22 protein-coding genes and 3 tRNA genes are annotated in these 22,273 nt (G+C 56.5%); 14 read left to right on the top strand and 11 right to left on the bottom strand.

Annotation, left to right across the window (positions count from 1 at the left end; all coding sequences use genetic code 11):
* The first annotated feature begins 58 nt into the window (after nt 1–58).
* Complete coding sequence (gene selD, locus ACU6TU_RS01550; protein ID WP_447142852.1) at nt 59–1,096, top strand: selenide, water dikinase SelD; 1,038 nt, start codon at nt 59–61, stop codon at nt 1,094–1,096.
* The gene (gene mnmH / locus ACU6TU_RS01555; protein ID WP_447142853.1) at nt 1,093–2,280 is read left to right on the top strand and encodes a tRNA 2-selenouridine(34) synthase MnmH; all 1,188 of its coding nucleotides are present in this window, start codon (nt 1,093–1,095) and stop codon (nt 2,278–2,280) included. The genes selD and mnmH overlap by 4 nt, the downstream gene beginning before the upstream one ends.
* Here mnmH and ACU6TU_RS01560 read toward each other — a convergent pair.
* Nucleotides 2,226–2,906 carry a type 1 glutamine amidotransferase gene (locus tag ACU6TU_RS01560; RefSeq protein WP_447142854.1) on the bottom strand — a complete coding sequence of 227 codons (681 nt, stop codon included), beginning with the start codon at nt 2,904–2,906 and terminating at the stop codon, nt 2,226–2,228. The two genes, mnmH and ACU6TU_RS01560, sit on opposite strands and share 55 nt — an antisense overlap.
* Nucleotides 2,907–3,106: 200 nt before the next feature.
* Between ACU6TU_RS01560 and ACU6TU_RS01565 the strand changes: the two genes are divergently transcribed.
* A complete protein-coding gene (locus ACU6TU_RS01565; protein WP_447142855.1) occupies nt 3,107–3,700 on the top strand; it encodes a YjaG family protein in 594 nt (197 codons plus the stop codon).
* Nucleotides 3,701–3,727: 27 nt separating this feature from the next.
* Here the strand turns inward: ACU6TU_RS01565 and hisF are convergent, their stop codons facing one another.
* The 4 genes from hisF to hisB form a co-directional block, all read right to left on the bottom strand.
* Complete coding sequence (hisF, locus tag ACU6TU_RS01570; RefSeq protein WP_447142856.1) at nt 3,728–4,501, bottom strand: imidazole glycerol phosphate synthase subunit HisF; 774 nt, start codon at nt 4,499–4,501, stop codon at nt 3,728–3,730.
* Entirely contained in the window at nt 4,498–5,259 is a 762-nt protein-coding gene (gene hisA, locus ACU6TU_RS01575) for a 1-(5-phosphoribosyl)-5-[(5-phosphoribosylamino)methylideneamino]imidazole-4-carboxamide isomerase (protein WP_447142857.1), read from the bottom strand. The genes hisF and hisA overlap by 4 nt, the downstream gene beginning before the upstream one ends.
* Before the next feature lie 89 nt (nt 5,260–5,348).
* Nucleotides 5,349–5,990: an imidazole glycerol phosphate synthase subunit HisH gene (gene hisH, locus ACU6TU_RS01580; RefSeq protein ID WP_447142858.1), complete on the bottom strand. Its 642-nt coding sequence runs from the start codon at nt 5,988–5,990 to the stop codon at nt 5,349–5,351.
* Between the two features lie 9 nt (nt 5,991–5,999).
* Complete coding sequence (gene hisB, locus ACU6TU_RS01585) at nt 6,000–6,593, bottom strand: imidazoleglycerol-phosphate dehydratase HisB (RefSeq protein ID WP_447142859.1); 594 nt, start codon at nt 6,591–6,593, stop codon at nt 6,000–6,002.
* Nucleotides 6,594–6,852: 259 nt separating this feature from the next.
* Here hisB and ACU6TU_RS01590 point away from each other — a divergent pair, with 259 nt between their 5' ends.
* The 9 genes from ACU6TU_RS01590 to ltrA (ACU6TU_RS01630) all read left to right on the top strand — a co-directional run bounded on the left by ACU6TU_RS01590 (nt 6,853) and on the right by ltrA (ACU6TU_RS01630) (nt 15,608).
* Nucleotides 6,853–7,320: a GNAT family N-acetyltransferase gene (locus ACU6TU_RS01590; RefSeq protein WP_447142860.1), complete on the top strand. Its 468-nt coding sequence runs from the start codon at nt 6,853–6,855 to the stop codon at nt 7,318–7,320.
* Nucleotides 7,321–7,466: 146 nt separating this feature from the next.
* The gene (locus ACU6TU_RS01595) at nt 7,467–9,806 is read left to right on the top strand and encodes an AsmA family protein (RefSeq protein ID WP_447142861.1); all 2,340 of its coding nucleotides are present in this window, start codon (nt 7,467–7,469) and stop codon (nt 9,804–9,806) included.
* A 32-nt stretch (nt 9,807–9,838) separates the two neighbouring features.
* Nucleotides 9,839–10,990, top strand: coding sequence for an A/G-specific adenine glycosylase (mutY, locus tag ACU6TU_RS01600; protein WP_447142862.1), 1,152 nt, complete (start codon nt 9,839–9,841; stop codon nt 10,988–10,990).
* Nucleotides 10,991–11,054: 64 nt separating this feature from the next.
* On the top strand, nt 11,055–11,330 hold the full coding sequence (locus ACU6TU_RS01605; protein ID WP_447142863.1) for an oxidative damage protection protein: 276 nt from the start codon (nt 11,055–11,057) through the stop codon (nt 11,328–11,330).
* Between the two features lie 164 nt (nt 11,331–11,494).
* Nucleotides 11,495–11,570 (top strand) — tRNA-Phe (locus tag ACU6TU_RS01610).
* A 5-nt stretch (nt 11,571–11,575) separates the two neighbouring features.
* Nucleotides 11,576–11,650 (top strand) — tRNA-Gln (locus ACU6TU_RS01615).
* Nucleotides 11,651–11,682: 32 nt separating this feature from the next.
* A tRNA-Thr gene (locus ACU6TU_RS01620) sits at nt 11,683–11,758 on the top strand.
* Nucleotides 11,759–12,294: 536 nt separating this feature from the next.
* Complete coding sequence (gene ltrA, locus ACU6TU_RS01625; protein WP_447141143.1) at nt 12,295–13,683, top strand: group II intron reverse transcriptase/maturase; 1,389 nt, start codon at nt 12,295–12,297, stop codon at nt 13,681–13,683.
* 536 nt (nt 13,684–14,219) lie between these two features.
* The gene (ltrA, locus tag ACU6TU_RS01630; protein ID WP_447141143.1) at nt 14,220–15,608 is read left to right on the top strand and encodes a group II intron reverse transcriptase/maturase; all 1,389 of its coding nucleotides are present in this window, start codon (nt 14,220–14,222) and stop codon (nt 15,606–15,608) included.
* A 267-nt stretch (nt 15,609–15,875) separates the two neighbouring features.
* On the opposite strand, the gene ACU6TU_RS01635 is transcribed toward ltrA (ACU6TU_RS01630), so the two are convergent.
* The 3 genes from ACU6TU_RS01635 to ACU6TU_RS01645 all read right to left on the bottom strand — a co-directional run bounded on the left by ACU6TU_RS01635 (nt 15,876) and on the right by ACU6TU_RS01645 (nt 17,055).
* Nucleotides 15,876–16,448, bottom strand: a complete 573-nt coding sequence (locus ACU6TU_RS01635; RefSeq protein ID WP_447142864.1) for a YiiX/YebB-like N1pC/P60 family cysteine hydrolase — start codon at nt 16,446–16,448, stop codon at nt 15,876–15,878.
* On the bottom strand, nt 16,445–16,843 hold the full coding sequence (locus ACU6TU_RS01640; protein ID WP_447142865.1) for a DUF4878 domain-containing protein: 399 nt from the start codon (nt 16,841–16,843) through the stop codon (nt 16,445–16,447). Before ACU6TU_RS01640 ends, ACU6TU_RS01635 begins: the two co-directional genes overlap by 4 nt.
* Before the next feature lie 116 nt (nt 16,844–16,959).
* A complete protein-coding gene (locus ACU6TU_RS01645; RefSeq protein WP_447142866.1) occupies nt 16,960–17,055 on the bottom strand; it encodes an HU family DNA-binding protein in 96 nt (31 codons plus the stop codon).
* A gap of 84 nt (nt 17,056–17,139) precedes the next feature.
* Here ACU6TU_RS01645 and ACU6TU_RS01650 point away from each other — a divergent pair, with 84 nt between their 5' ends.
* Nucleotides 17,140–17,247, top strand: a complete 108-nt coding sequence (locus ACU6TU_RS01650; protein ID WP_447142867.1) for a kynureninase/PvdN C-terminal domain-containing protein — start codon at nt 17,140–17,142, stop codon at nt 17,245–17,247.
* A gap of 257 nt (nt 17,248–17,504) precedes the next feature.
* Entirely contained in the window at nt 17,505–19,145 is a 1,641-nt protein-coding gene (locus ACU6TU_RS01655; RefSeq protein ID WP_447144160.1) for an electron transfer flavoprotein-ubiquinone oxidoreductase, read from the top strand.
* Between the two features lie 106 nt (nt 19,146–19,251).
* On the opposite strand, the gene ACU6TU_RS01660 is transcribed toward ACU6TU_RS01655, so the two are convergent.
* From ACU6TU_RS01660 to dctP, 3 genes are all read right to left on the bottom strand, one after another.
* Nucleotides 19,252–20,571 carry a TRAP transporter large permease gene (locus ACU6TU_RS01660; RefSeq protein WP_447142868.1) on the bottom strand — a complete coding sequence of 440 codons (1,320 nt, stop codon included), beginning with the start codon at nt 20,569–20,571 and terminating at the stop codon, nt 19,252–19,254.
* Nucleotides 20,572–20,642: 71 nt separating this feature from the next.
* Nucleotides 20,643–21,185, bottom strand: coding sequence for a TRAP transporter small permease subunit (locus ACU6TU_RS01665; RefSeq protein ID WP_447142869.1), 543 nt, complete (start codon nt 21,183–21,185; stop codon nt 20,643–20,645).
* Nucleotides 21,178–22,197 (bottom strand): TRAP transporter substrate-binding protein DctP, encoded by a 1,020-nt coding sequence (gene dctP, locus ACU6TU_RS01670; RefSeq protein ID WP_447142870.1) that lies wholly within the window; start codon nt 22,195–22,197, stop codon nt 21,178–21,180. The genes ACU6TU_RS01665 and dctP overlap by 8 nt, the downstream gene beginning before the upstream one ends.
* Between the last annotated feature and the right edge of the window lie 76 nt (nt 22,198–22,273).

Genomic DNA, 22,273 nt, shown 5'->3' on the forward strand with positions numbered 1-22,273 from the left:
CAGCGCTTTCCTGAGATAGACTCGAGATTTATCTATTCACATCATCGGAGACAACGCCATGAATAGCATTCGCCTGACGCAATACAGCCATGGTGCGGGCTGCGGCTGCAAGATTGCCCCCGATGTGCTGGATAGCATCCTTGCCAAGGCCGGGCCACCGGCGGGTGGCGAGCGCTTGATTGTCGGTAATCAGGGGCGTGAAGACGCCGCCGTTTATGACCTCGGCGATGGTCGTGGAATGATTGCCACCACCGATTTCTTCATGCCGATTGTAGACGACCCCTTTGATTTTGGGCGTATTGCAGCCACCAACGCCATCAGTGATGTCTTTGCCATGGGGGGGACGCCGGTCATGGCATTGGGGATTCTTGGCTGGCCGCTGGATAAGCTATCGGCGGACGTGGCAGGGGATGTGCTGGCGGGCGCTCAAGCGGTATGCCGCGAGTTGGGGGTTGCGCTGGCAGGTGGCCATTCGATTGACGCACCAGAGCCGATTTTCGGTCTGGCCGTTAATGGTCTGGTTGCGCTGGATCAGCTTAAGCTTAATAGCGGTGCCAAGCCCGGTGACCTTTTATACCTCACCAAGCCGCTTGGCGTGGGCATGCTGACGACTGCCGAGAAGCGTGGCCTGGTCAAACCGGGGCATGAAAACCTGGCGCGTGAAACCATGCTGGCCTCCAACCGTATTGGCGTTGACCTGGCGGCGGTCAGCGGCGTGAATGCCATGACTGACGTCACCGGCTTCGGTCTGGCGGGGCATTTGGCCGAGATGTGCAGCGCCAGCGGCGTCAAGGCAAAAATCGATTTTCGAAAACTGCCACGCTTGGCTGAGGCGGAAAGCTATCGCCGCCAGGGTGCAGTTCCCGGCGGCACCGAGCGCAATCGTCAGGCGCTGGGCGAGGCGCTGCCTGCCATGGATGATTCCCACTGGCAGTGGCTGTGTGACCCGCAGACTTCTGGAGGCCTGCTGCTGGCCGTCGACCCGGCCTGGCAGGATGATGTCGAACGCATTGGCCGCCATCACGGCCTTGAGCTGGTCTCTTTTGGCGCTTTGTCCGCACAGAATGGCCCGGCATTGATTGAGGTGGTCGGGTGAGCTTGCCGATGATTGACGCGGATACGGCGCTGATTCGTGACGGGTGCCCCTTGATTGACGTTCGGGCGCCCGTCGAGTTTGCCCAGGGGGCGCTGCCGGGTGCCGTCAATCTGCCGCTGATGGACGACGATGAGCGTCATCAGGTCGGTATTGCCTATAAGAAAAAGGGCCAGGCAGCGGCCATTGCGCTGGGGGAAAGGCTCGTCAGTGGGGCGCTTAAGGCGCAGCGTATCGATGCCTGGCGAGCCTTTGTCGCGCAACACCCTGAAGCGGTGATTTACTGTTTTCGCGGCGGGCTACGTTCACAAACCGCTCAGCAGTGGCTGGCCGAGGCTGGCGTAATGCGCCCGCGTATCCAGGGCGGCTGGAAAGTCATGCGTCAGCAGTTGATGGCCCACGTCGAGCGCGCCGCTGAACAGCCGATGGTTATCCTCGGCGGGTTGACCGGTTGCGCCAAGACCGTGCTGATTAACCAGCTGGATAGCGGTGTGGACCTGGAGGCCATGGCGCGTCATAAAGGGTCGGCCTTTGGCCGCTCGCCTGAGCCGCCGCCGTCTCAGATTGATTTTGAACATGCGCTTGCCCAACGTCTGCTGAGCCTGAAAGGGCCGCTGGTGGTGGAAGATGAATCGCGCCAGATCGGCAATGTGAATGTGCCGATGGCGTTCTGGCAAGCCATGCTCAAGGCCCCGCGTATTCGCATTGAAATGCCGCTGGACTGGCGTCTGGATCAGCTGGTTAAGGATTATATTATCGATCTGGAGCAAACCTATGCCGCGCGCCTCGGGCCGGAAGAAGGCTGGCAGCGCATGCAGCAGCAGTTAGGTAACGCTCTTATCAGGCTTGAAAAACGCCTGGGCAATGCACGTCTGCAACGGCTGCAACGCATGCAGGCGCTGGCGTTTGCCGCCCATGAACAGGGCGACCGCCAGGCCCATGAAGCCTGGCTGGCACCGCTTCTAACCGAGTACTATGACCCGCTTTACCGTTATCATCTGCAACGCCAGCAGGATGCTGGCGTCACGGAGTTGCACGTGGGCGACTGGGAAAGCTGCCTGTCCGCCGTTCAGCAGTGGCAGCTTCAACATCCGCTGTTTGAGTGGCAAGAGGCTGAGTGTCAGGCTAAGAGTCAGGTACTGCGCAGCCATTGGCTCAGCAACCGGTCGAGTAACGGCGCGAGATGAACAAAGCGGGCGGGCTTGGCAAAAATATCGTCGGCATTTTGCGAATAATCCTCCCGCCCCGGTGGCACAGGGAGATGCTTCATCAGGTCGGTTGCGCTTGAAGACGTGACCTCGAGATGACACAAAAGCCCCATGACCCGGCCGGCATCCCAGGCAAACCCTTGCAGCGGTGCCGCAGGGCTTCCGCCAAGCGGTAGCGCATACTCGGGTAAGCTGAATACCTGACGGTGCCACATGAAGGCCTCGAACCGCTCGGGAAGATCAAATGGACTGTCGTCTGCTAGCGTGATGGGATGCCAACCGGTTTCCGGATAGGTGCCCGGGGCACTGATCGCCCCCAGTACGCTGGCAATATAGTGGGCGCCAAGGCCAATGCCCAGCACGGGTTTCTGGCTATCCACCAGACGCTGGATCAACTTGTCTTCTGCCTTGTACCAGGCAGGTGGTTCGCTGAGCAGCGTTTCCGGCCCATCAAGCACGATCAGCGCATCACAGTCGCCAGGACGCGGAGCCAGCTCACCGTCATACAGGTGAAAGACGGTGAAACTGTGGCCCATACTGGTCAGCCAATCGGTAATCCGCGCTGGGCCGTGATCAGCGCCGTGCTGTAGCAGATGAATATGCATGGTAATCTCCTTGCCAGCCGAACGCATAACAGGGTCACTGCCGTCTCGCGACAGTGGGAGCAATAGCGCATGCGGTGCCTGTCACCCACCTTAGCGTTCTTAGCGTCGCATGAAAAATGCGCTGAAATCAATGTCTTTGCCGCCACCTGATGACGTTTGTCGGGTGTGCTTTATCAAGTTCGTTTTATCAGGATTGTTTTATGGCCACCAAACCGCCAGGCTTTTACCAGCAACTTCAGCAGCTGCCGCTGTTCGCCCAACAGGCCTTTATGGCGGCGTTGTGCGAACGCTTGATGCCAAACTATGCGCTGTATGCGCAAACCACCGGCGCCGGCGACCTGCATACGCTGCGTGCGGTGCTTAACCTGGTTTGGGAGCAGCTCAGTGTACGAGGGGCCAACATCGATTTTGCCCGCCAGGCGGAAAAGCTGGCCGAATGTGAGCCTCCTGCCGACGATGACAGTTTCGGCGCCCGTCGCGCACTGGATACGGTGGTGGCGATATCCTCGATTCTTGATACTTTCCAGGGCGAAGCGCCGGAAGCCGTGCTGGATGTTAGCCGCACCTCACGCGCAGGCGTGCGCGCGTTTATCGAATTGACCGAAGGCGAAGAAGACGCCCAGAAACTGGCCCTGCTGATTCGCGACCATCCGCTCACCGAAGACGAAAACAACTTTCAGGATGCGGTGCTTGAAGCGGCCTCTCAACCGCTGGATGCCGCCGCCATCAAGGAACTGCGCCAGCTTGGGCGCAATGAAGGCATCAGTAACCTGGGGCTATCACTGGGCGAGTAATGCCCCGAATTATAATGGTTGGCAGGCCTACAGGCGCATTTCAATACCGCGTTCGGCCATGTAACGCTTGGCTTCTGGAATGGTGTATTCACCGAAATGGAAGATGCTGGCCGCCAGCACTGCATCGGCACCGCCCTTGATGACGCCATCGACCAGGTGATCCAGATTCCCGACACCGCCTGAGGCGATTACCGGCACGCTGACCGCTTCGGCAATGGCATGGGTAACGCCAAGGTCGAAACCGATTTTGGTGCCGTCGCGGTCCATGCTGGTCAGCAACAGCTCGCCTGCACCGTACTCAACCATCTTTTTTGCCCACTCAACGGCATCAAGCCCAGTGGGGCGGCGCCCACCATGAGTGAAAATTTCCCAGCGCGGCGTTTGGCCTTCTTCGGATACCTTCTTGGCGTCGATGGCGACCACGATGCATTGACTGCCGAAACGCCCGGCGGCTTCGCGCACAAAATCCGGGTTGTTGACGGCGGCAGTGTTGATGGAGATTTTATCCGCCCCGGCATTGAGCATGGTGCGAATATCGTCGCAGGTGCGAATGCCGCCACCGACAGTCAAGGGAATAAAGACTTCACCGGCAATCCGCTCGACCATTTCCACCGTCGTGTCGCGGTCTTCGTGGCTGGCAGTAATATCCAGGAAAGTGATTTCATCAGCCCCTTGCTGATTGTAGCGCTGGGCAATTTCCACGGGGTCGCCAGCATCACGGATGCCAATAAAATTAACCCCCTTGACCACGCGCCCGTTATCAACGTCAAGGCAGGGAATAATACGCTTGGCGAGACTCATGCCTGGCCTCCTTTATTGCGTTCTCCGGTAAGTTGATCGCTTAGCGTTTGAGCTTCAGCGACGTCCAGGCTGCCTTCATAGATGGCGCGACCGGTAATGGCCCCCAGAATGCCGCTATCAGACACCTCGCAGAGCGCCTTGATATCGTCCAGATTGGTAACGCCCCCAGAGGCGATCACCGGTAAACCGCCGTCACGGGCCAATGCGGCGGTAGCTTCCACATTGACACCCTGCATCATGCCGTCGCGGGCAATGTCGGTGTAAACAATCGATGACACGCCATCATCGGCAAAACGCTTGGCCAGATCCGTGGCTTTCAGGGTGGATACTTCGGCCCAGCCGTCAGTTGCGACATAGCCGTTTTTGGCATCCAGCCCCACAATCACGTGGCCTGGAAACGCACGGCACATCTCACCCACAAAGGCGGGTTCTTTAACCGCCTTGGTGCCAATAATCACATATGACACACCCGCCGCCAGATAATGCTCAATCGTCTCAGCACTGCGAATACCACCGCCAATCTGAATCGGCAGGTCAGGATAGGCACGAGCAATGGCGGTGACCGCATCACCATTAACCGGCTTGCCTTCAAACGCGCCGTTAAGGTCGACCAGATGAAGACGCCGTGCACCGGCTTCCACCCAGCGGGCAGCCATGGCCACCGGGTCATCGCCATAGGAAGTGGCATCGTCCATACGGCCCTGTTTGAGGCGTACACATTGGCCGTCTTTCAGATCGATCGCGGGAATGACTAACATGGTATTTTCCTTATAGAGCGTCGCAGAATAGGGCGTCGCGGATAGCACTTCGCAAATAGCACGTCGCAAACAGAGCGTCGCGGAAGCGCTCAGGGCGTCCAGTTGACAAAGTTTTCCAGCAAACGTAAGCCCGAACGGGAGCTTTTTTCAGGGTGGAACTGCACCGCGAATGTCGACTCCCGGCCAATCGCCACATGCGCGCTGACTTTGCCGTACTGAGTGGTGCCAAACACCTCGGCATCATCGCTTGCGTCCACATAAAAGCTATGCACGAAATAGAAGTGCTCCTGATTGTCGATGCCTTTCCACAGTGGGTGGTCATGATGTTGATCAACCAGGTTCCAGCCCATGTGCGGCACTTTCAGGCGCTGATCGTGGGCATCGCGCATATCAGCGGGGAAACGTCGCACATTGCCTTTGAAAACGCCCAGGCAATTAATGCCATCGTTTTCTTCGCTGTGTTCGAGCAGCATTTGCTGGCCAACACAGATGCCCAGCAGAGGTTTACCCTGACGCGCGAGTATCTCTTCTACCTGCCCGCGCAGCTCGGTGCGCTCAAGTTCGCCAATGCAGTCACGAATGGCACCCTGGCCGGGTAGCACCAGGCGTGTTGCGCCCAGAATGCGGCGTGGATCACGGGTGATCACAACGTTCTCATGGGTCACGTGCTCCAATGCCTTGGCCACGGAGTGCAGGTTGCCCATCCCATAATCGATGACGGCAATAGTCATAAAAGCTCCTTATAAACACCCTTTGGTGGATGGCATCTGGCCCGCCATTCGCGGATCTTCGGATACGGCCATACGCAATGCTCGGCCAAACGCTTTGAAGATGGTTTCGGCCTGATGATGCGCGTTTAACCCTTTGAGATTGTCGATGTGCAGCGTCACGCGGGCGTGATTCACAAACCCCTGGAAGAACTCCGAGAATAACTGGGTGTCCAACCGGCCAATGGTATCGCGGGTGAAGTTAACATCCATATATAGCCCCGGACGACCGGAAAAATCGACCACAACACGCGATAATGATTCATCCAGCGGCACGTAAGCGTGGCCATAACGGTAAATGCCCCGCTTATCACCAATGGCTTCATGAAACGCCTGGCCCAGGGTAATGCCCAAGTCTTCCATTGTATGGTGATCATCAATGTGCAGGTCACCCTGAGCGTTGATGTCCAGGTCAATCATGCCATGACGAGCTACCTGATCCAGCATGTGGTCAAGAAAGGGGATGCCGGTTTCACAGTTCAGCTGTCCTTCGCCATCCAGGTTGATGCTGACCTTAATCTGCGTTTCCTTGGTGTCACGGCTGACCGTGGCAGTACGCGCTGACATAACTTCTCCTGCGCCGGAGCGCATGTTGGGCGGTGCCGCTGCTGTTCTATCGTGTTTGATAAAAGAGTCGGCTCGCGGATAAAACGGGTAGAACTATAAGCAAAGTGGCTATTATAGTGAATCGGCCTGCCCATCCGCTACAATGCTCATAATGATGAACACTCATAATGACGAATGCGCACACTGACAATGTCGAGAAATGTCGACTGTTTGCCGTGACAAGCGCAACGACATTGCCAAGGCCAAGAGGAACTCCAGCATGCCGGTGACACTACAGATTGTTGATCAGGCCCATTGGGAAGCCCATGATCAGGTTCAGCTGGATCTGATGCGCGTCTATCAGGATGCGCCGCAAGAGCGGATACCTGCCGAAACGGTTGAAGCCTTTATCCAGCAGCATCTGGCATCGCAACATTGCTTTGGTTGCGCGCATTTCAACGACCGTCTGCTTGGCGCTGTCGCCATGGTAGAAGGTGAAGACGGCGCCTGGTGGCTATCGGACTTATGTGTTCGCAAAACGACCCGCCGCCGTGGTGTCGGGTCGCGGCTGATGGCATTGCTGGCGGAATGGGCCAGAACGCAGCATACCACCCTGCGGATTGAAACGACCTCATTACCGTTGGCCGACCGCATGCTGGTGTCCAAGTTGGGGTATCGTCCGGTAGAAACTTCAACCAATATACCGGGAGCACCTGCCACTAGTGATTACGTCGAATTATCGCTATAGCGGTCTCTCATTAGCTATTTTTCACTGGCTTTTTTTGACTCGCTATTTTTGACTGGCTTTATTTCACTAGTCATCTCTACCCATGCGCTTCAGTGCCATTGCCATGATGATCGCCCTGATGATCAAACCCATAAGGAAACAGGGTAATGAAACAGCTATTTCGTATCTTACTTTCTGCTGTCGGAATCCTGGCCGTGGTGGCCGTTGCCGCGGTGGTTTACGTCACTACCTTTCTTGACCCGGAAGATTTCAAGCCGCGCCTGACAGCCGTGGTGGAAGAGCAGACCGGTCTTAATCTGTCGCTGGAAGGGCCTTTGACCTGGTCTTTTTACCCGCGTATTGGTATGCGGGTTGAAAAAGCGCGTGCCTGGTTGCCTGAGCAAAATGAAGAAAACAATCCCTTTGCCGCTGTTTCAAGCGCCGAGGTAAGTGTGGCGTTTGGCCCCTTGCTACGCGGCGATATCGCGGTGGATGGCCTGACCATCAACGGTCTGCGCCTTAACCTTGAGCGTGACGCACAAGGGGAGGGTAACTGGGGGGTATTGCTTGAACGCCTTTCCGAAGGGAGCGAAAAAGCCGAAGCCGTACTGGCACCCGCAAGCGCTGGGCCACATGCCGATGCAGGAAGTCTGTCTGTGGTGCTCAATATCGCAAGCGTAGAGGTGAAAGAAGGCGATATTCGCTATCGAGATCGTCTAACGGGGCAGTCCTGGCATGCACACAAACTGAATATCTCCGGCAGCAACGTCAACCCCGTGACCTCGTTTCCCATGAAGGCGATGTTCACGCTGGACCGTCACAACAGCCTGGATGCGCAAATGCTTGAGCGCGAGCCAAATGCGCGTAGCGAATTCAACCTCGACACCCGTATCAAGCTGGCGCTGGCTGCCCATCAGTTCACGCTGGAAAACGTCAAGCTGACGACGCGTAACTGGTTTTCCATGGAGGGGGAGCCGCAGACGTTTAACCTTTCTGCTCCTCTGGTAGAAACCCAGTTGTCAGATAAACGCCTGACGATCAACCAGGGCGTGCTGGAAGCCAATTTCCGTAATCCTGAAAAGTGGGATGCCGGGTTGGCAATGGCATTAAATTTTGAACTTGCCAGTGATTGGGAAGCGCAGACAGCGTCACTCAAACAGTGGGAGCTGACTGGCCCGGACGGCCTGCGTATGCGTGGCCACCTCAACGTTGAACAGCTGCTGGACGCCCCTCAGTACCGAGGCCAGATCACGGCATCGCCGTTTAATTTACGCGCCTGGTTAGAACGTGCCGGCACCGAGATTGACACCGCTTTTGAAAGCGCCATGCGTGACGTCGCCTTGACCAGCCCTGTGGAAGGAGACCTATCACAACTGGCTCTGACCAGCCTCTCTCTGGTACTGGATGACACGACGTTTACCGGTGAGCTTTCTGCGGCGTTAGACGGCACTCAGCTGGCGTTTGATCTGCAGGGCGATATCCTTGACCTGGATCGTTACCTGCCTGCAAAAGTGGCCGCACGGTCCAGTGGCGGCGGTCTGTTACGCAAAGCCTTCGCAGAAGGTACCGCCCTGTTGCCCCAGGCCTGGTTAAGCACACTGGATGTTGACGGTTCACTGCAGTTGGGGCGCTTTCAGCTGATGGGCCTGACCTTTGAAGAACCGCAGCTGCGCATTCGCGGTGAGAATGGCCTACATCAACTGGAAGGCTTTGAAGCTGGATTTTATGATGGCAGGCTGAGCGCAACTGGTGAGCTTGATAGCCGTGAACCGGTCATGTCCTGGTCATTGGCGCCACGCGTTGAACAGGTGAATGTTGCTGCACTGCTTGAAGCGCAGGGTAACGAAAATGCACCGCTACGCGGTCAGCTGGAAATTGATGGCAACCTCACCACTCGCGGCAATGCTTACAATGAGTTGGTGCGTAATCTCAATGGTGAATTGGCGACATCGCTGGTCAACGGTGCGATTTTTGATGTCAACGTCTCGCGTGAGATCTGCACCCTGGTGGCTGCCTTGCAGGAAGAAGAAACCATCCGTGAATGGCAAGCCGATTCTCCCTTTGAACGCGCCGATGCAAACCTGGTAATCACCAACGGCGTTGTCTCCACTGATAATCTGCTTATTGCTCTGCCAGGTATCGAAATCCGCGGTGAAGGGGACTTTGACTTAGGCACCCAGCAGTTTTATACCCAGGCGGGTGTCAGTCTGGTTAACACGGCTGATGCTGCCTGCGAGGTTAATCCACGTCTTGCAAGCTTAACGCTGCCGCTACGTTGTGAAGGTCACATCAGCGATGAACGTAGTGAATGGTGCCGCTTTGATCGTGAGGCGCTTGAGTCGAATCTGGCCGATATGCTGCGTAGTGAAGTTGAGCGTCAGGTAGGTGAAAACGTGGAAGAGCAGCTTGAAAAACAACTGGAAGGTTCTCTTGAGCAGATTAACGAACAGTTGGGTGAAGGGGCGACCCAGAAACTGCGTGATGGCATCAGAAAGCTGTTTGAATAAGGTATTGATTCTGACGCGTCGGGAGACAATGAATGGCGGAAAGTACGCCTGCACGGGAGAACACGCTGGCGCCGCGTCTGGCGCCAGATGAATTTCAGCAGCGCCTGTTAACGTGGTTTGACCGATTCGGGCGCCACGACCTGCCCTGGCAATCGCCACGTACCCCGTATCGTGTCTGGGTGTCGGAGATCATGCTCCAACAGACCCAGGTCACCACAGTGATCGATTACTTCGAGCGTTTTATGGCACGTTTTCCGACCCTGCAGGCACTGGCAGATGCCCCGCAGGATGACGTGCTGCATTTATGGACAGGCCTTGGGTATTACGCCCGCGCCCGCAATCTGCACAAAACTGCACAGCTTGTGGCTGCGCAACACAATGCCCAGCTGCCGGTTGAGGGTCTTGAAAACGATCTTGAGAGCGGTCTTGAAGCCCTGATGGCATTGCCAGGCATCGGCCGTTCAACGGCGGGGGCGATAATCGCCCAAAGCACGGGGCAGCGGGCGGTGATTCTCGATGGCAACGTCAAGCGCTCGTTAACGCGTTTGCACGCCATCAGCGGCTGGCCCGGCAAGCCAGCCGTAGAGCGCAAGCTCTGGTCGCTGGCCGAGTATTACACCCCTGAAGCCCGCGTGGCTGATTACACCCAGGCGATGATGGATTTTGGCGCCACCCTATGCAAACGTGGCCAGCCAGCCTGTTCCCAATGCCCTTTCTCGGATGTATGCCTAGCCTTTGCTGAAGATAATGTTCAAGGCTACCCGCAATCCAAACCCAAGAAAGCCCTGCCAACCCAGCAGACGCTGATGCTGATCCTGCAGGACCGTGAAGGCCGTGTCTGGCTGGAACAGCGTCCCCCCAGCGGCCTGTGGGGTGGTTTATGGAGCCTGCCTCAGTTTGATACCCAGCAGGCCCTCAATGACTGGCTGGAAGACAATGCAAAAGCCATCCAACGCCAATCGGCTTATCCGGCATTTACCCATACCTTCAGCCACTTCAGGCTGGAAATAACGCCCCAGCCGGTAACATGCGAGGCCCTCAACGGCGTGCGGGAAAGCGGCCTCTGGTACGACCTGGCTGACCCACCCGCACTTGGCCTTGCCGCACCGGTTAAAAAGCTGCTGGCGCAAGCACACGCGCAAAGTACCCCCTTTCAACTGGCGAATGTACCTGGCCACGCGTAGGCTGGCCAACCACTTGCAGCATCGTCGGCAGACTGACGATGAATGATTCCATCAGGAGAGCACAATGAGCAACACGGTTTTCTGCCGCAAATACCAGCAAGAACTTGAAGCCTTACCCTTTCCACCGCTGCCCGGTAAGCAGGGTCAGGAGATTCAGGCCAGCGTCTCCAAACAGGCCTGGGAGGAATGGCAAGCACTACAGACGCGCCTGATCAACGAAAAGCACCTCAACATGCTCGACCCGGACGCACGGGCCTATCTGATGGCCCAGATGGAGCTTTTCCTGGATAATCAGGAAACCGATCAGGCCGAAGGTTATGTGCCGCCCAGCAAGGCCTAGCGTCTCCTGGGCTGCCTTGCGGCCCTTCTGACGCACCTACTGACTTGTAATCAGTAGGTGCGTATTGCGTATGCCACCTAGTAGTTTTTTAGGTGAAACCAGAAAGTTTCATAAAGGTGTTGACGAAACACGGAAGTTTTAGTTTAATACGCACCGTTGGCAGCGGCCAGATAGCTCAGTTGGTAGAGCAGGGGATTGAAAATCCCCGTGTCGGCGGTTCGATTCCGTCTCTGGCCACCAAACGTTGGGGTATCGCCAAGTGGTAAGGCACCGCTTTTTGGTAGCGGCATTCCCAGGTTCGAATCCTGGTACCCCAGCCATTGCCAACACGATTGTTTAGTATGCGTTTGAAGCCGACATAGCTCAGTTGGTAGAGCAACTGACTTGTAATCAGTAGGTCCCGGGTTCGACTCCTGGTGTCGGCACCATTTAAAATGGTTTAAAATCAAAACGTTACAGATTCAGAAAAAGCCGTCCTCAAGGGGCGGCTTTTTTGTATGGTGCGCCAGGCATGGCGCGCAGCGCCTTGACTGGCGCTATTCCTGAGGGTGGTGCCTCAGGATGACTTGGGGGTGAAAGTCCCCTGCACGCCCGGCAAGGGGAAGTGCTAGCCGATGGCAAGGGTGTCTCCCGCGAGGGGGGATCTGAAGGCAGCCCGAGGCAAAACGCTGGCCTGACGAACAGGAAGCGGATACGAGGCGGCATGGCGGGGTGAGATGGCCATACTCATCAAAGCCCGGTACTTGCACGGAACGCCATGACGTATATCCGACAGGCATAAGCGGGAAGGTCGCGCGTCTTACCCTGGGAGATCTGGTGGTCTGCCACGGTGCTACCGGCGCCGAGAGGCGACGGGATGGGCCACTAGATGTCAGCAGAGGCCATAGTAAGTGCCGGTTCACCGCGGCACCAAGGGCCGAACATGAAGAACCGCGAGTAGGCGATAACGTCTCGAGGATCGATCATGAAGACAGAAACCGACGCTAATACCGTCACTCACCCAGAGGGGCAGGGGCAGTACCCCGAGTCCCAGCCGGTGAGCGTCGAGACGAACCCGGCGTCGCTATCGTGGACGAAAGCGGAGTCAGCCTCGCTCATGGAACGGGTCGTTGACCCGGACAACATGCAACGAGCTTACCGTCGGGTGGTGGCTAACAAAGGCGCACCGGGTGTCGATGGCATGACGGTGCATCAGTTAGCGGGCCATCTAAAGCAGTACTGGCCAACGCTGCGCGAGCGGTTGTTGGCTGACGAGTATCACCCTAGCCCGGTCCGAGCCGCCACGATCCCCAAGCCCAAGGGTGGGACGCGGCAGCTCGGTATTCCCACGGTGACCGACCGCCTAATCCAGCAAGCGCTGTCCCAGGTGCTCATGCCGATCTTCGACCCAGCGTTCTCAGCGTCGAGTTACGGCTACCGCCCCAAGCGCAGCGCCAAGCAGGCCGTCTCAGCCATGAAGGCCCATGTCACCGCCGGCCACCGCTGGGTAGTCGACCTTGATCTGGAAGCCTTCTTCGACCGAGTCAACCACGACCTGCTGATGGCACGAGTCGCGCGGCGCGTTGACGACAAACGCGTGCTGCGCCTGATTCGTCGCTATCTGGAAGCGGGCATGCTCCAGGACGGCTTGCCCATGCCACGACGGTTGGGGACGCCCCAAGGTGGGCCACTTAGCCCACTCATGGCGAACATCCTGCTGGATGACATGGACAAGGAGCTGGAACGCCGAGGCCATCGCTTCTGCCGCTACGCCGATGACGTCCAGGTGTACGTCAAAAGTCGGCGGGCAGGCGAGCGTGTCATGGACAGCTTGAGTGAGTATCTCGAGAGCTCACTTCGGCTGACGGTCAATCGCATGAAAAGTACGGTGGATCGACCATGGAAATGTGGCTATCTGGGCTACACGCTGACCCGGCACAAGCGGCCGAAGCTGACGCTGGTCAAAGCCAGCTTGCAGCGCCTAATGCAGCGTGTCCGCGAGATCCTGAAGCGTGGCAGGGGGCGTAACATCCAACGGGTAATCGAAGGGTTGGGGCCAGTCCTGCGAGGATGGGCCAACTACTTCAGCCTTGTTGATGTGAAACGCCCATTGGAAGCGCTGGATCAATGGATACGCCGCCGCTTACGCGGCCTAATCTGGCGGCAATGGAAGCGCTCGGCGACCCGACGGCGGAAACTCCGAGGACTAGGACTGGATGCGTCCCGGGCTTGGAAATCGGCGGGCAACGGGCGAGGCCCTTGGTGGAACGCCGGTGCTTCGCACATGAATCAGGCCCTGCCGAGGAAATGGTTCTACGATCAGGGCCTGATTTCGATACTCGATACAGTAAGATGGCTTAACCGTTCTTCATGAACCGCCGTGGTACGGAACCGTATGCCCGGTGGTGTGAGAGGACAGGGGAGGCAACTCCCCTTCCTACTCGATGTGCGCCAGGCATGGCGCGCAGCGCCTTGACTGGCGCTATTCCTGAGGGTGGTGCCTCAGGATGACTTGGGGGTGAAAGTCCCCTGCACGCCCGGCAAGGGGAAGTGCTAGCCGATGGCAAGGGTGTCTCCCGCGAGGGGGGATCTGAAGGCAGCCCGAGGCAAAACGCTGGCCTGACGAACAGGAAGCGGATACGAGGCGGCATGGCGGGGTGAGATGGCCATACTCATCAAAGCCCGGTACTTGCACGGAACGCCATGACGTATATCCGACAGGCATAAGCGGGAAGGTCGCGCGTCTTACCCTGGGAGATCTGGTGGTCTGCCACGGTGCTACCGGCGCCGAGAGGCGACGGGATGGGCCACTAGATGTCAGCAGAGGCCATAGTAAGTGCCGGTTCACCGCGGCACCAAGGGCCGAACATGAAGAACCGCGAGTAGGCGATAACGTCTCGAGGATCGATCATGAAGACAGAAACCGACGCTAATACCGTCACTCACCCAGAGGGGCAGGGGCAGTACCCCGAGTCCCAGCCGGTGAGCGTCGAGACGAACCCGGCGTCGCTATCGTGGACGAAAGCGGAGTCAGCCTCGCTCATGGAACGGGTCGTTGACCCGGACAACATGCAACGAGCTTACCGTCGGGTGGTGGCTAACAAAGGCGCACCGGGTGTCGATGGCATGACGGTGCATCAGTTAGCGGGCCATCTAAAGCAGTACTGGCCAACGCTGCGCGAGCGGTTGTTGGCTGACGAGTATCACCCTAGCCCGGTCCGAGCCGCCACGATCCCCAAGCCCAAGGGTGGGACGCGGCAGCTCGGTATTCCCACGGTGACCGACCGCCTAATCCAGCAAGCGCTGTCCCAGGTGCTCATGCCGATCTTCGACCCAGCGTTCTCAGCGTCGAGTTACGGCTACCGCCCCAAGCGCAGCGCCAAGCAGGCCGTCTCAGCCATGAAGGCCCATGTCACCGCCGGCCACCGCTGGGTAGTCGACCTTGATCTGGAAGCCTTCTTCGACCGAGTCAACCACGACCTGCTGATGGCACGAGTCGCGCGGCGCGTTGACGACAAACGCGTGCTGCGCCTGATTCGTCGCTATCTGGAAGCGGGCATGCTCCAGGACGGCTTGCCCATGCCACGACGGTTGGGGACGCCCCAAGGTGGGCCACTTAGCCCACTCATGGCGAACATCCTGCTGGATGACATGGACAAGGAGCTGGAACGCCGAGGCCATCGCTTCTGCCGCTACGCCGATGACGTCCAGGTGTACGTCAAAAGTCGGCGGGCAGGCGAGCGTGTCATGGACAGCTTGAGTGAGTATCTCGAGAGCTCACTTCGGCTGACGGTCAATCGCATGAAAAGTACGGTGGATCGACCATGGAAATGTGGCTATCTGGGCTACACGCTGACCCGGCACAAGCGGCCGAAGCTGACGCTGGTCAAAGCCAGCTTGCAGCGCCTAATGCAGCGTGTCCGCGAGATCCTGAAGCGTGGCAGGGGGCGTAACATCCAACGGGTAATCGAAGGGTTGGGGCCAGTCCTGCGAGGATGGGCCAACTACTTCAGCCTTGTTGATGTGAAACGCCCATTGGAAGCGCTGGATCAATGGATACGCCGCCGCTTACGCGGCCTAATCTGGCGGCAATGGAAGCGCTCGGCGACCCGACGGCGGAAACTCCGAGGACTAGGACTGGATGCGTCCCGGGCTTGGAAATCGGCGGGCAACGGGCGAGGCCCTTGGTGGAACGCCGGTGCTTCGCACATGAATCAGGCCCTGCCGAGGAAATGGTTCTACGATCAGGGCCTGATTTCGATACTCGATACAGTAAGATGGCTTAACCGTTCTTCATGAACCGCCGTGGTACGGAACCGTATGCCCGGTGGTGTGAGAGGACAGGGGAGGCAACTCCCCTTCCTACTCGATTGTTTACAGCGTTGGGCGTGCCAGCCGTCATTTTAGTCATCTGTTTTGTCGTGATATAGCATGCCCGGTGCCACCCACTCCTTTGGCGACTGCATTTATAGATATTAAGATAGCATACGGCGCCAGAGTGGCAAACCTAGCGCGGTTTCTGGGGGCAGTCTGGACTATGTGCTCGTCTATTGAGTATGAGCACGGTTAATGCATTAGTTGTGTAAGCCTAGGAGAGGATAAGAGACCGCTTGGAAGAAGGTAATCGTCTGTAGCGAAGGGTAGGAAGATTTTTGTAAAATTCACCTCTAGATTTACGCCAGCAGTTTGCCAAGCTTTCCAAACTAACGTAGTACAGTAAATCGCATTTTTTCCGATGATCCTAAACGGTGTGCCTTTTTGTGCCATGGCCCACTGAACAGCGAGTTGCCTCTGATTATCTTCAGCTAGAACTTGATAAACTGAAAAGCGTTGAGAGCGTTCAGGCGAAATAAAAAAATCCAGCGGATCAACGACAACCCCATCTATTCGTTCAGAGTTTTCAGCAGGCGCTGAGTGGATCACAACCCATTGGTCATCTTGCTTATCCAGTATCCCGACATGGCTGTAGGTACCATTGTCCAGAGCTAAGACTGCGTTACTGACCAGCTCGGTACCTTCTCGAAAAATAAGATCTCCTGGGCGAGCATCTGTGGGTAAATTTGCTGCTGCAAGGGGAATATCAATGCACAGCAAAAAAATGGCAACAGTCGTACTAACCCAAGAGTTCTTTAGCATCATTCCAGCACTATTTTCCAACCCCCATCAAACTTTCTTAGTCGTGTATTTTCAGTCGAGGTTTTACCGTTACTAAAATTTAGTTGACTTTTAATTCTAACTTCGTCGTTTTTTTCTGATATGTCGGTGTTAATTGTTTCTATAGAGTCAAGGCCATCATTAGCATCTATATGGTTTTTAAACTGACCTACCATCATTTGAATTTTTCCCTTAGCTTGAGCCATTTCATTGACACTAACGGTTTCAAACGATATTTGTTCAATTGCTGTGTCAATATCACCCTCAGCGACAGCATTAAAGAATGTTTCAAGTGTGTCTTCTGGTTTTTCATCTGCGCAAGCAGTGAGTGTTAACACTGCCAACATCAGGAAAAGCGGATAAAATAAATATTTTTTCATGTTAGTCCTTTCTAGTAGAAAATCCTTTTTTAAGCAACCAGTGATTAAGTAATCATTCAGGGATGATTGCTCATTTCTGCATTATATTATGAAAATAAACATTAGTATAATTATATTTAATTGACAGCTTCTTTCAATTCCTTGTCAGGCTTGAAGGCAGGCACTGTTGCAGCCGGGGTCTGGAGCTCTTTCCCTGTCTGCGTCGGCTTCACGGATTCAGGTTGTAGTCAACTGGAGATATCCATGCCCCTTATTCTCGAAAGTGTCAGCGAGCTGGATCGTGACGACCCCGTAGCGTGATCGGCGACTATCGTGAACCCCGGTTAATGCGCTTTGGGTTTGCACCGCTTTATCTGAGCCATGTGATGTCTGGCTGGCCGCTCAGCATTGCCGTGACGTGGTAGAAAGCCGCGAGTACCTGGAGGCAAGGCTTCAGGTTCGCTCAGAGTTGACCTGATAGGTTGCCCGATCCGATGTGCGCGTGAATGATTCAGGGAACAGAAGGGCTGGGAAGCCTGAATAAGTGATTAAATATAGACATTTTATAATAATTTATATATTTTATCTTTGTGATGATAAGTAACGCCGAGCAAGCAAAACGGGTGGGAGAAACACTGTGAATAACAATGCCGTAGAGAGTGATGAGATCGAACGTGATGTCATGGAATTTGACGTCGTTATCGTGGGGGCCGGGCCGTCCGGACTCTCGGCGGCTTGCCGCCTGATGCAGCAGGCCAACGCGGCCGAGCAGGAACTGACGGTCTGTGTGGTCGAAAAAGGCTCCGAAGTCGGCGCTCACATCCTCTCTGGCGCCGTGTTCGAACCCCGCGCGCTGGCTGAGCTGTTCCCCGATTGGGAAGAGCGCGGCGCGCCCTTGAGCACCCCGGCGACCCGCGATGAGGTCTATCTGCTCAAGGATGCCGAAAAAAGCCAGCAGATCCCCAATGCCCTGGTGCCGAAAAGCATGCACAACACCGGTGGCGACCTGCCTAACTATGTGATCAGCGCCGGTAACCTGTCCCGCTGGCTGGGCGAGCAGGCTGAGGAACTGGGCGTGGAAATCTTCCCCGGCTTTGCCGCTCAGGACGTGATCATCGAAGACGACAGCGTGTGCGGCATTCTGATTGGCGATATGGGCGTTGGCGCGGATGGCCAGCCCAAAGATGGCTATATGCCCGGCATGGAGCTGCGCGCCAAATATACGCTGTTTGCTGAAGGCGCCCGCGGCCACCTGGGTAAGCGCCTGATCAGCGAGTTTTCCCTCGACGCAGGCCGCGACCCGCAGCATTACGGCATCGGCCTGAAAGAGCTATGGGATGTTCCCGCCGAGCAGCACGAACCCGGCCTGGTACTGCACGGTTCCGGCTGGCCGCTGGACAGCAAAACCCACGGCGGCTGGTTTCTTTATCACGCAGAGAACCAGCAGGTGGTGGTCGGGCTGATCATGGATCTTGCCTACCAGAACCCCTGGCTATCGCCGTTTGACGAGTTCCAGCGCATGAAGCACCACCCGGTGCTCAGCCAGCATCTGCAAGGCGGCAAGCGGGTGGCCTATGGCGCGCGGGCGATTACCAAGGGCGGCCTGAACTGCCTGCCGAAAATGACCTTCGCCGGTGGCCTGCTGATTGGCTGTGACGCGGGCACGCTCAACTTCTCCAAGATCAAGGGCCTGCACACGGCGATGAAATCCGGCCTGGTGGCGGCGGAAAGCGTGTTTGAAGCCATCCAGAACGGCGACGAAGGTGGCCAGGAGCTGACGTCTTTCACCGGGAAATGGGAAGCCAGCTGGGCCTATGAAGAACTCAAGGCCAGCGCCAGCTTTGGCCCGGCGATTCACAAATACGGCACAATCGGCGGCGGTGCCTATAACTTCGCCAACCAGCTGCTGGGCAATAAACTGCCCAACCTTCACGACACCACCACCGACCACGGCGCGCTCAGACCCGCTGCCGAGTTCGAGAAGATCGACTACCCCAGGCCGGACGGCAAACTGTCCTTTGATAAGTCGTCGTCGGTATTTCTCTCCAATACCAATCACGAAGAAAACCAGCCCTGCCACCTGCAGTTAAGTGACCCGGAACTGCCGATTCGCGATAACCTGCCGGCCTACGCCGAACCCGCCCAGCGCTATTGCCCGGCAGGCGTGTATGAAGTGGTGGAAGACGACGCAGGCAACCCCAGGTTCCAGATCAACTTCCAGAACTGCGTGCACTGCAAGACCTGTGATATCAAGGACCCGGCCCAGAACATCACCTGGGTGGCACCGGAAGGCGGCGGCGGGCCTAATTATCCTAATATGTAAGAACGGGCCGAATAGGTAAGAACAAACTGAATAGGTAGAAAAAAGCCCCTCACGGATGAGGGGCTTTTCACGTCTGCCTGCTTTAACGCGGATTTATCAATAGGCTTCAGAACAGCAGATTAGGCAGCCACAGGGCGATTTGCGGGAAGGCCAGAATTAATGCCAGCCCGAAAATCTGCAGCGCCACATAAGGCAATGCCGATCGATAAATATCCACAATCGTGATCGATGCGGGAGCCACCGAGCGCATGTAGAACAGGTTGTAACCAAAGGGTGGCGTAAGGTACGCCGATTGCATGCTGATAATGAACAGCACGGCAAACCAGGTGGTATCAAAACCAAGTTCACGCACGATCGGTACATAAAGCGGCACGGTGATAAACAGAATCGCAAAGTCATCCAGAAACATGCCTAAGGCAAAGAAGCTGACCAGCATGAAGATAATGACCACGTAAGGCGATAACGAGAAGCTCTGAATCAGATCTTCAATCACCATGCCTGCACCAAGCCCCATGTAGATACGGCTGAAGAACACTGCCGCAATGGCTATCCACAGCAGCATGCCGGTGATCTTGGTGGTGCTGAGCATCACGTAACGCAATAGATTCCAGTTGAGCTTACCGCGCAGCGCCGCAAGTAACATGGCACCACCGGCACCGACGGCCGATGCCTCTGACGGTGAGGTTACCCCGCCGATGATACAGCCAAGCACGGTGACCACGAGAATGCCGGGTGCAATGATGTGTCTGAGGGATTCGAGCTTTTCGCGGGTTGTAAAACGCTCGTCATCAGGTGCCGCTGGCCCAAGCGCCGGATTAATACGGCAGCGAATCAGGATGTAGATCATATAGATGCCTGCCAGCATCAAGCCTGGCATCAGCCCGGCGGCAAACAGTTTGCCGACCGATTCACGGGCCAGAAACGCATAAACGATCATCAGCACGCTGGGGGGAATCAGAAAACCCAGGGCACCACCGGCCATGATGGTGCCGGTAACCAGCCGTTTGTGATAGCCACGCTTGAGCATCGCCGGTAGCGCGATAATGCCCAGGCTGACGGTGGCAGCACCGGAAACCCCGGCCATGGCGGCAATCAGCGCGCAAATCAGGACGGTGCCGACACCCAGCCCGCCGGGTATGTTACCCATCAGCCGGTGGATCATCTCGAAAAGATCATCCGTGATGCCCGAGCGTTCGAGCACCAGCCCCATAAAGATAAACAGCGGTAACGACACCAGCAGGAAGTTATCCATGGCGCTGTAAGCCGAGGAGAGCAGCAGATCCAGACCGCCAGGGCCAAACATCATATAGGCACTGCTCATGCCTGAAATCATCAGGGCCCACGCCAGCGGTGCGCCCATGGCCATCAGCACGATCATGGAGAAAAACATGATGCCGGTTACTACGAGGGGATCTAAGCTAGCCATAAGAAAACCCTTTGCGCGACATGCGTTGCGTCAGCATGTCGGAATGTAATGGGTGAAAGTGTGGTGTGTTGTCAGGCAGCGTCTTCAGGATCTTTACGCGGATCCTCGAAAGGCACGCTAAATAACCTCAGCACGGCACGCACAAATTCGGCCACGCACTGCAGAATCAACAGACCCACGGCTAGCGGGATAGTCGCTTTGATCGGCCACAAAGGCGGACGCCAGCTACTGCGGTTGGAATATTCGCCGATTTCCCAGGCGCGATAGGCAAAATCCACGGCCATATCGAACACCACAGCCAGCACCAGAATCCCTAACGCGAATACGATGACGTCACACAACGCCTGGCCGCGATTCGGCAAAAGGCGATAGATGACGTCGCTGCGGACATGGCTTTGATGACGCAGGGTGTAGCTTCCCGCCAGAACGCTAAGCGCACCAAAAAACATGGTGGCCAGCTCGTACCCCCACACCGTGGGGGCATTAAAGATATAGCGGGCGGCGACCTCATACAGCAGAACGCCGATGATACCTAACGTCAGCCATGAGATGACCCGTCCGACCCAGTCGGAAAGGCCATCCTGAAAACGTAGATAGCGGGTGATTTTACTCACTCAAGCGTCCCTTCTCTTTGGCATTTTCGATCAGGATGTCGATCGCTTTGGCGTTACGCTCAGAGCGGGCGGCTTCTTCTTCCCAGATCGGTAGCGAGGCTTCTGCCAGGCGGCGGGAATCTTCTTCCGAGAGGGTAGAGAACTGGAACAGCTCACCTTCGTCGATAATGCGCTGGTTGCCTTCTTCCAACCAGTTGTGAACGTCCAGCAGGTACTGATCAATGCCGTCGGTCAGAATCTGCTGCTGCTCTTCTGTCATGCTTTCCCATGTGCGCGGGTTAACAAAGGCAATTTCAGTCCAGCCCGGGTTCAGCAGGTTGAGGTCGGTGTAATATTCCGCGACTTCCTGAAGCTTGAGCTGTTCGTACTCAACCGGGCCGCCATAGACCGCACCATCGATAACGCCGGTGGAAATGCCGACATAAAGTTCTTCACCGGGCAGGAAGGTGGTAGGAATATCAAACTTGCTCAGCACGGTAGCAATAGAGCTGGTCGCGCGGATACGCATGTTCTGTACGTCTTCCAGGGTTTCAACCGGCTCACGTGTCAGCAAGCCGTAATCGCTGCCGAAGCCGCGACCAATGACTTTAACGCCTTGCTCAGCGTAGGCCTCGGAAACCAGCTCTTCGAGACCCTGATTGGCGAAGATGTCGCGAGCTTCTTCAACATTGACCCAAGCGCCCGGCAGGCCGCCTTCAATGGTGCCGATCTCGACGGTGCCCGGCCAGTAGCTGCCGACACCGTGTGCCAGATCAATCGTACCGCGGGCAACAGAGTCGACGAACTGATCGCTGTCAACCAGCTCACCACCGCGGAACATCTGAATGCGGATAGAACCGTCGCTAGCCTCTTCAACCCGTTCCTGCAGGTCTTCGGCCATTTGATCAACTTCTGTTCCATAGAAGGTGTGCATACGCAACCGCACGGTATCGGAGTAGGCAAACTGGCTCGCCATTACAGATGCCGCCACGGATGTTGCCAGAGCACTTTTAACGAATGTTGAGAGCTTCATATGACCTCTTGTCACGCAGTTGGACGTTATAGTTGATTTAATGATGATCAAGTCACTCGATCATCAAGCTGCCTAT

It is taken from the genome of Halomonas sp. LS-001 (assembly GCF_052983955.1).

What these genes read in the sequence shown, in the direction of transcription:
- selD (WP_447142852.1), top strand. Translation starts at nt 59, where the DNA reads ATGAATAGCATTCGCCTGACGCAATACAGCCATGGTGCGGGCTGCGGC.
- ACU6TU_RS01605 (WP_447142863.1), top strand. Translation starts at nt 11,055, where the DNA reads ATGAGCAACACGGTTTTCTGCCGCAAATACCAGCAAGAACTTGAAGCC.
- ACU6TU_RS01640 (WP_447142865.1), bottom strand. Translation starts at nt 16,843, where the DNA reads ATGAAAAAATATTTATTTTATCCGCTTTTCCTGATGTTGGCAGTGTTA.
- hisA (WP_447142857.1), bottom strand. Translation starts at nt 5,259, where the DNA reads ATGTTAGTCATTCCCGCGATCGATCTGAAAGACGGCCAATGTGTACGC.
- ltrA (WP_447141143.1), top strand. Translation starts at nt 14,220, where the DNA reads ATGAAGACAGAAACCGACGCTAATACCGTCACTCACCCAGAGGGGCAG.
- dctP (WP_447142870.1), bottom strand. Translation starts at nt 22,197, where the DNA reads ATGAAGCTCTCAACATTCGTTAAAAGTGCTCTGGCAACATCCGTGGCG.
- ACU6TU_RS01660 (WP_447142868.1), bottom strand. Translation starts at nt 20,571, where the DNA reads ATGGCTAGCTTAGATCCCCTCGTAGTAACCGGCATCATGTTTTTCTCC.
- mutY (WP_447142862.1), top strand. Translation starts at nt 9,839, where the DNA reads ATGGCGGAAAGTACGCCTGCACGGGAGAACACGCTGGCGCCGCGTCTG.
- ACU6TU_RS01590 (WP_447142860.1), top strand. Translation starts at nt 6,853, where the DNA reads ATGCCGGTGACACTACAGATTGTTGATCAGGCCCATTGGGAAGCCCAT.
- ACU6TU_RS01655 (WP_447144160.1), top strand. Translation starts at nt 17,505, where the DNA reads ATGGAATTTGACGTCGTTATCGTGGGGGCCGGGCCGTCCGGACTCTCG.
- hisF (WP_447142856.1), bottom strand. Translation starts at nt 4,501, where the DNA reads ATGAGTCTCGCCAAGCGTATTATTCCCTGCCTTGACGTTGATAACGGG.
- hisH (WP_447142858.1), bottom strand. Translation starts at nt 5,990, where the DNA reads ATGACTATTGCCGTCATCGATTATGGGATGGGCAACCTGCACTCCGTG.
- ACU6TU_RS01565 (WP_447142855.1), top strand. Translation starts at nt 3,107, where the DNA reads ATGGCCACCAAACCGCCAGGCTTTTACCAGCAACTTCAGCAGCTGCCG.
- ltrA (WP_447141143.1), top strand. Translation starts at nt 12,295, where the DNA reads ATGAAGACAGAAACCGACGCTAATACCGTCACTCACCCAGAGGGGCAG.
- hisB (WP_447142859.1), bottom strand. Translation starts at nt 6,593, where the DNA reads ATGTCAGCGCGTACTGCCACGGTCAGCCGTGACACCAAGGAAACGCAG.
- ACU6TU_RS01560 (WP_447142854.1), bottom strand. Translation starts at nt 2,906, where the DNA reads ATGCATATTCATCTGCTACAGCACGGCGCTGATCACGGCCCAGCGCGG.
- ACU6TU_RS01595 (WP_447142861.1), top strand. Translation starts at nt 7,467, where the DNA reads ATGAAACAGCTATTTCGTATCTTACTTTCTGCTGTCGGAATCCTGGCC.
- ACU6TU_RS01635 (WP_447142864.1), bottom strand. Translation starts at nt 16,448, where the DNA reads ATGATGCTAAAGAACTCTTGGGTTAGTACGACTGTTGCCATTTTTTTG.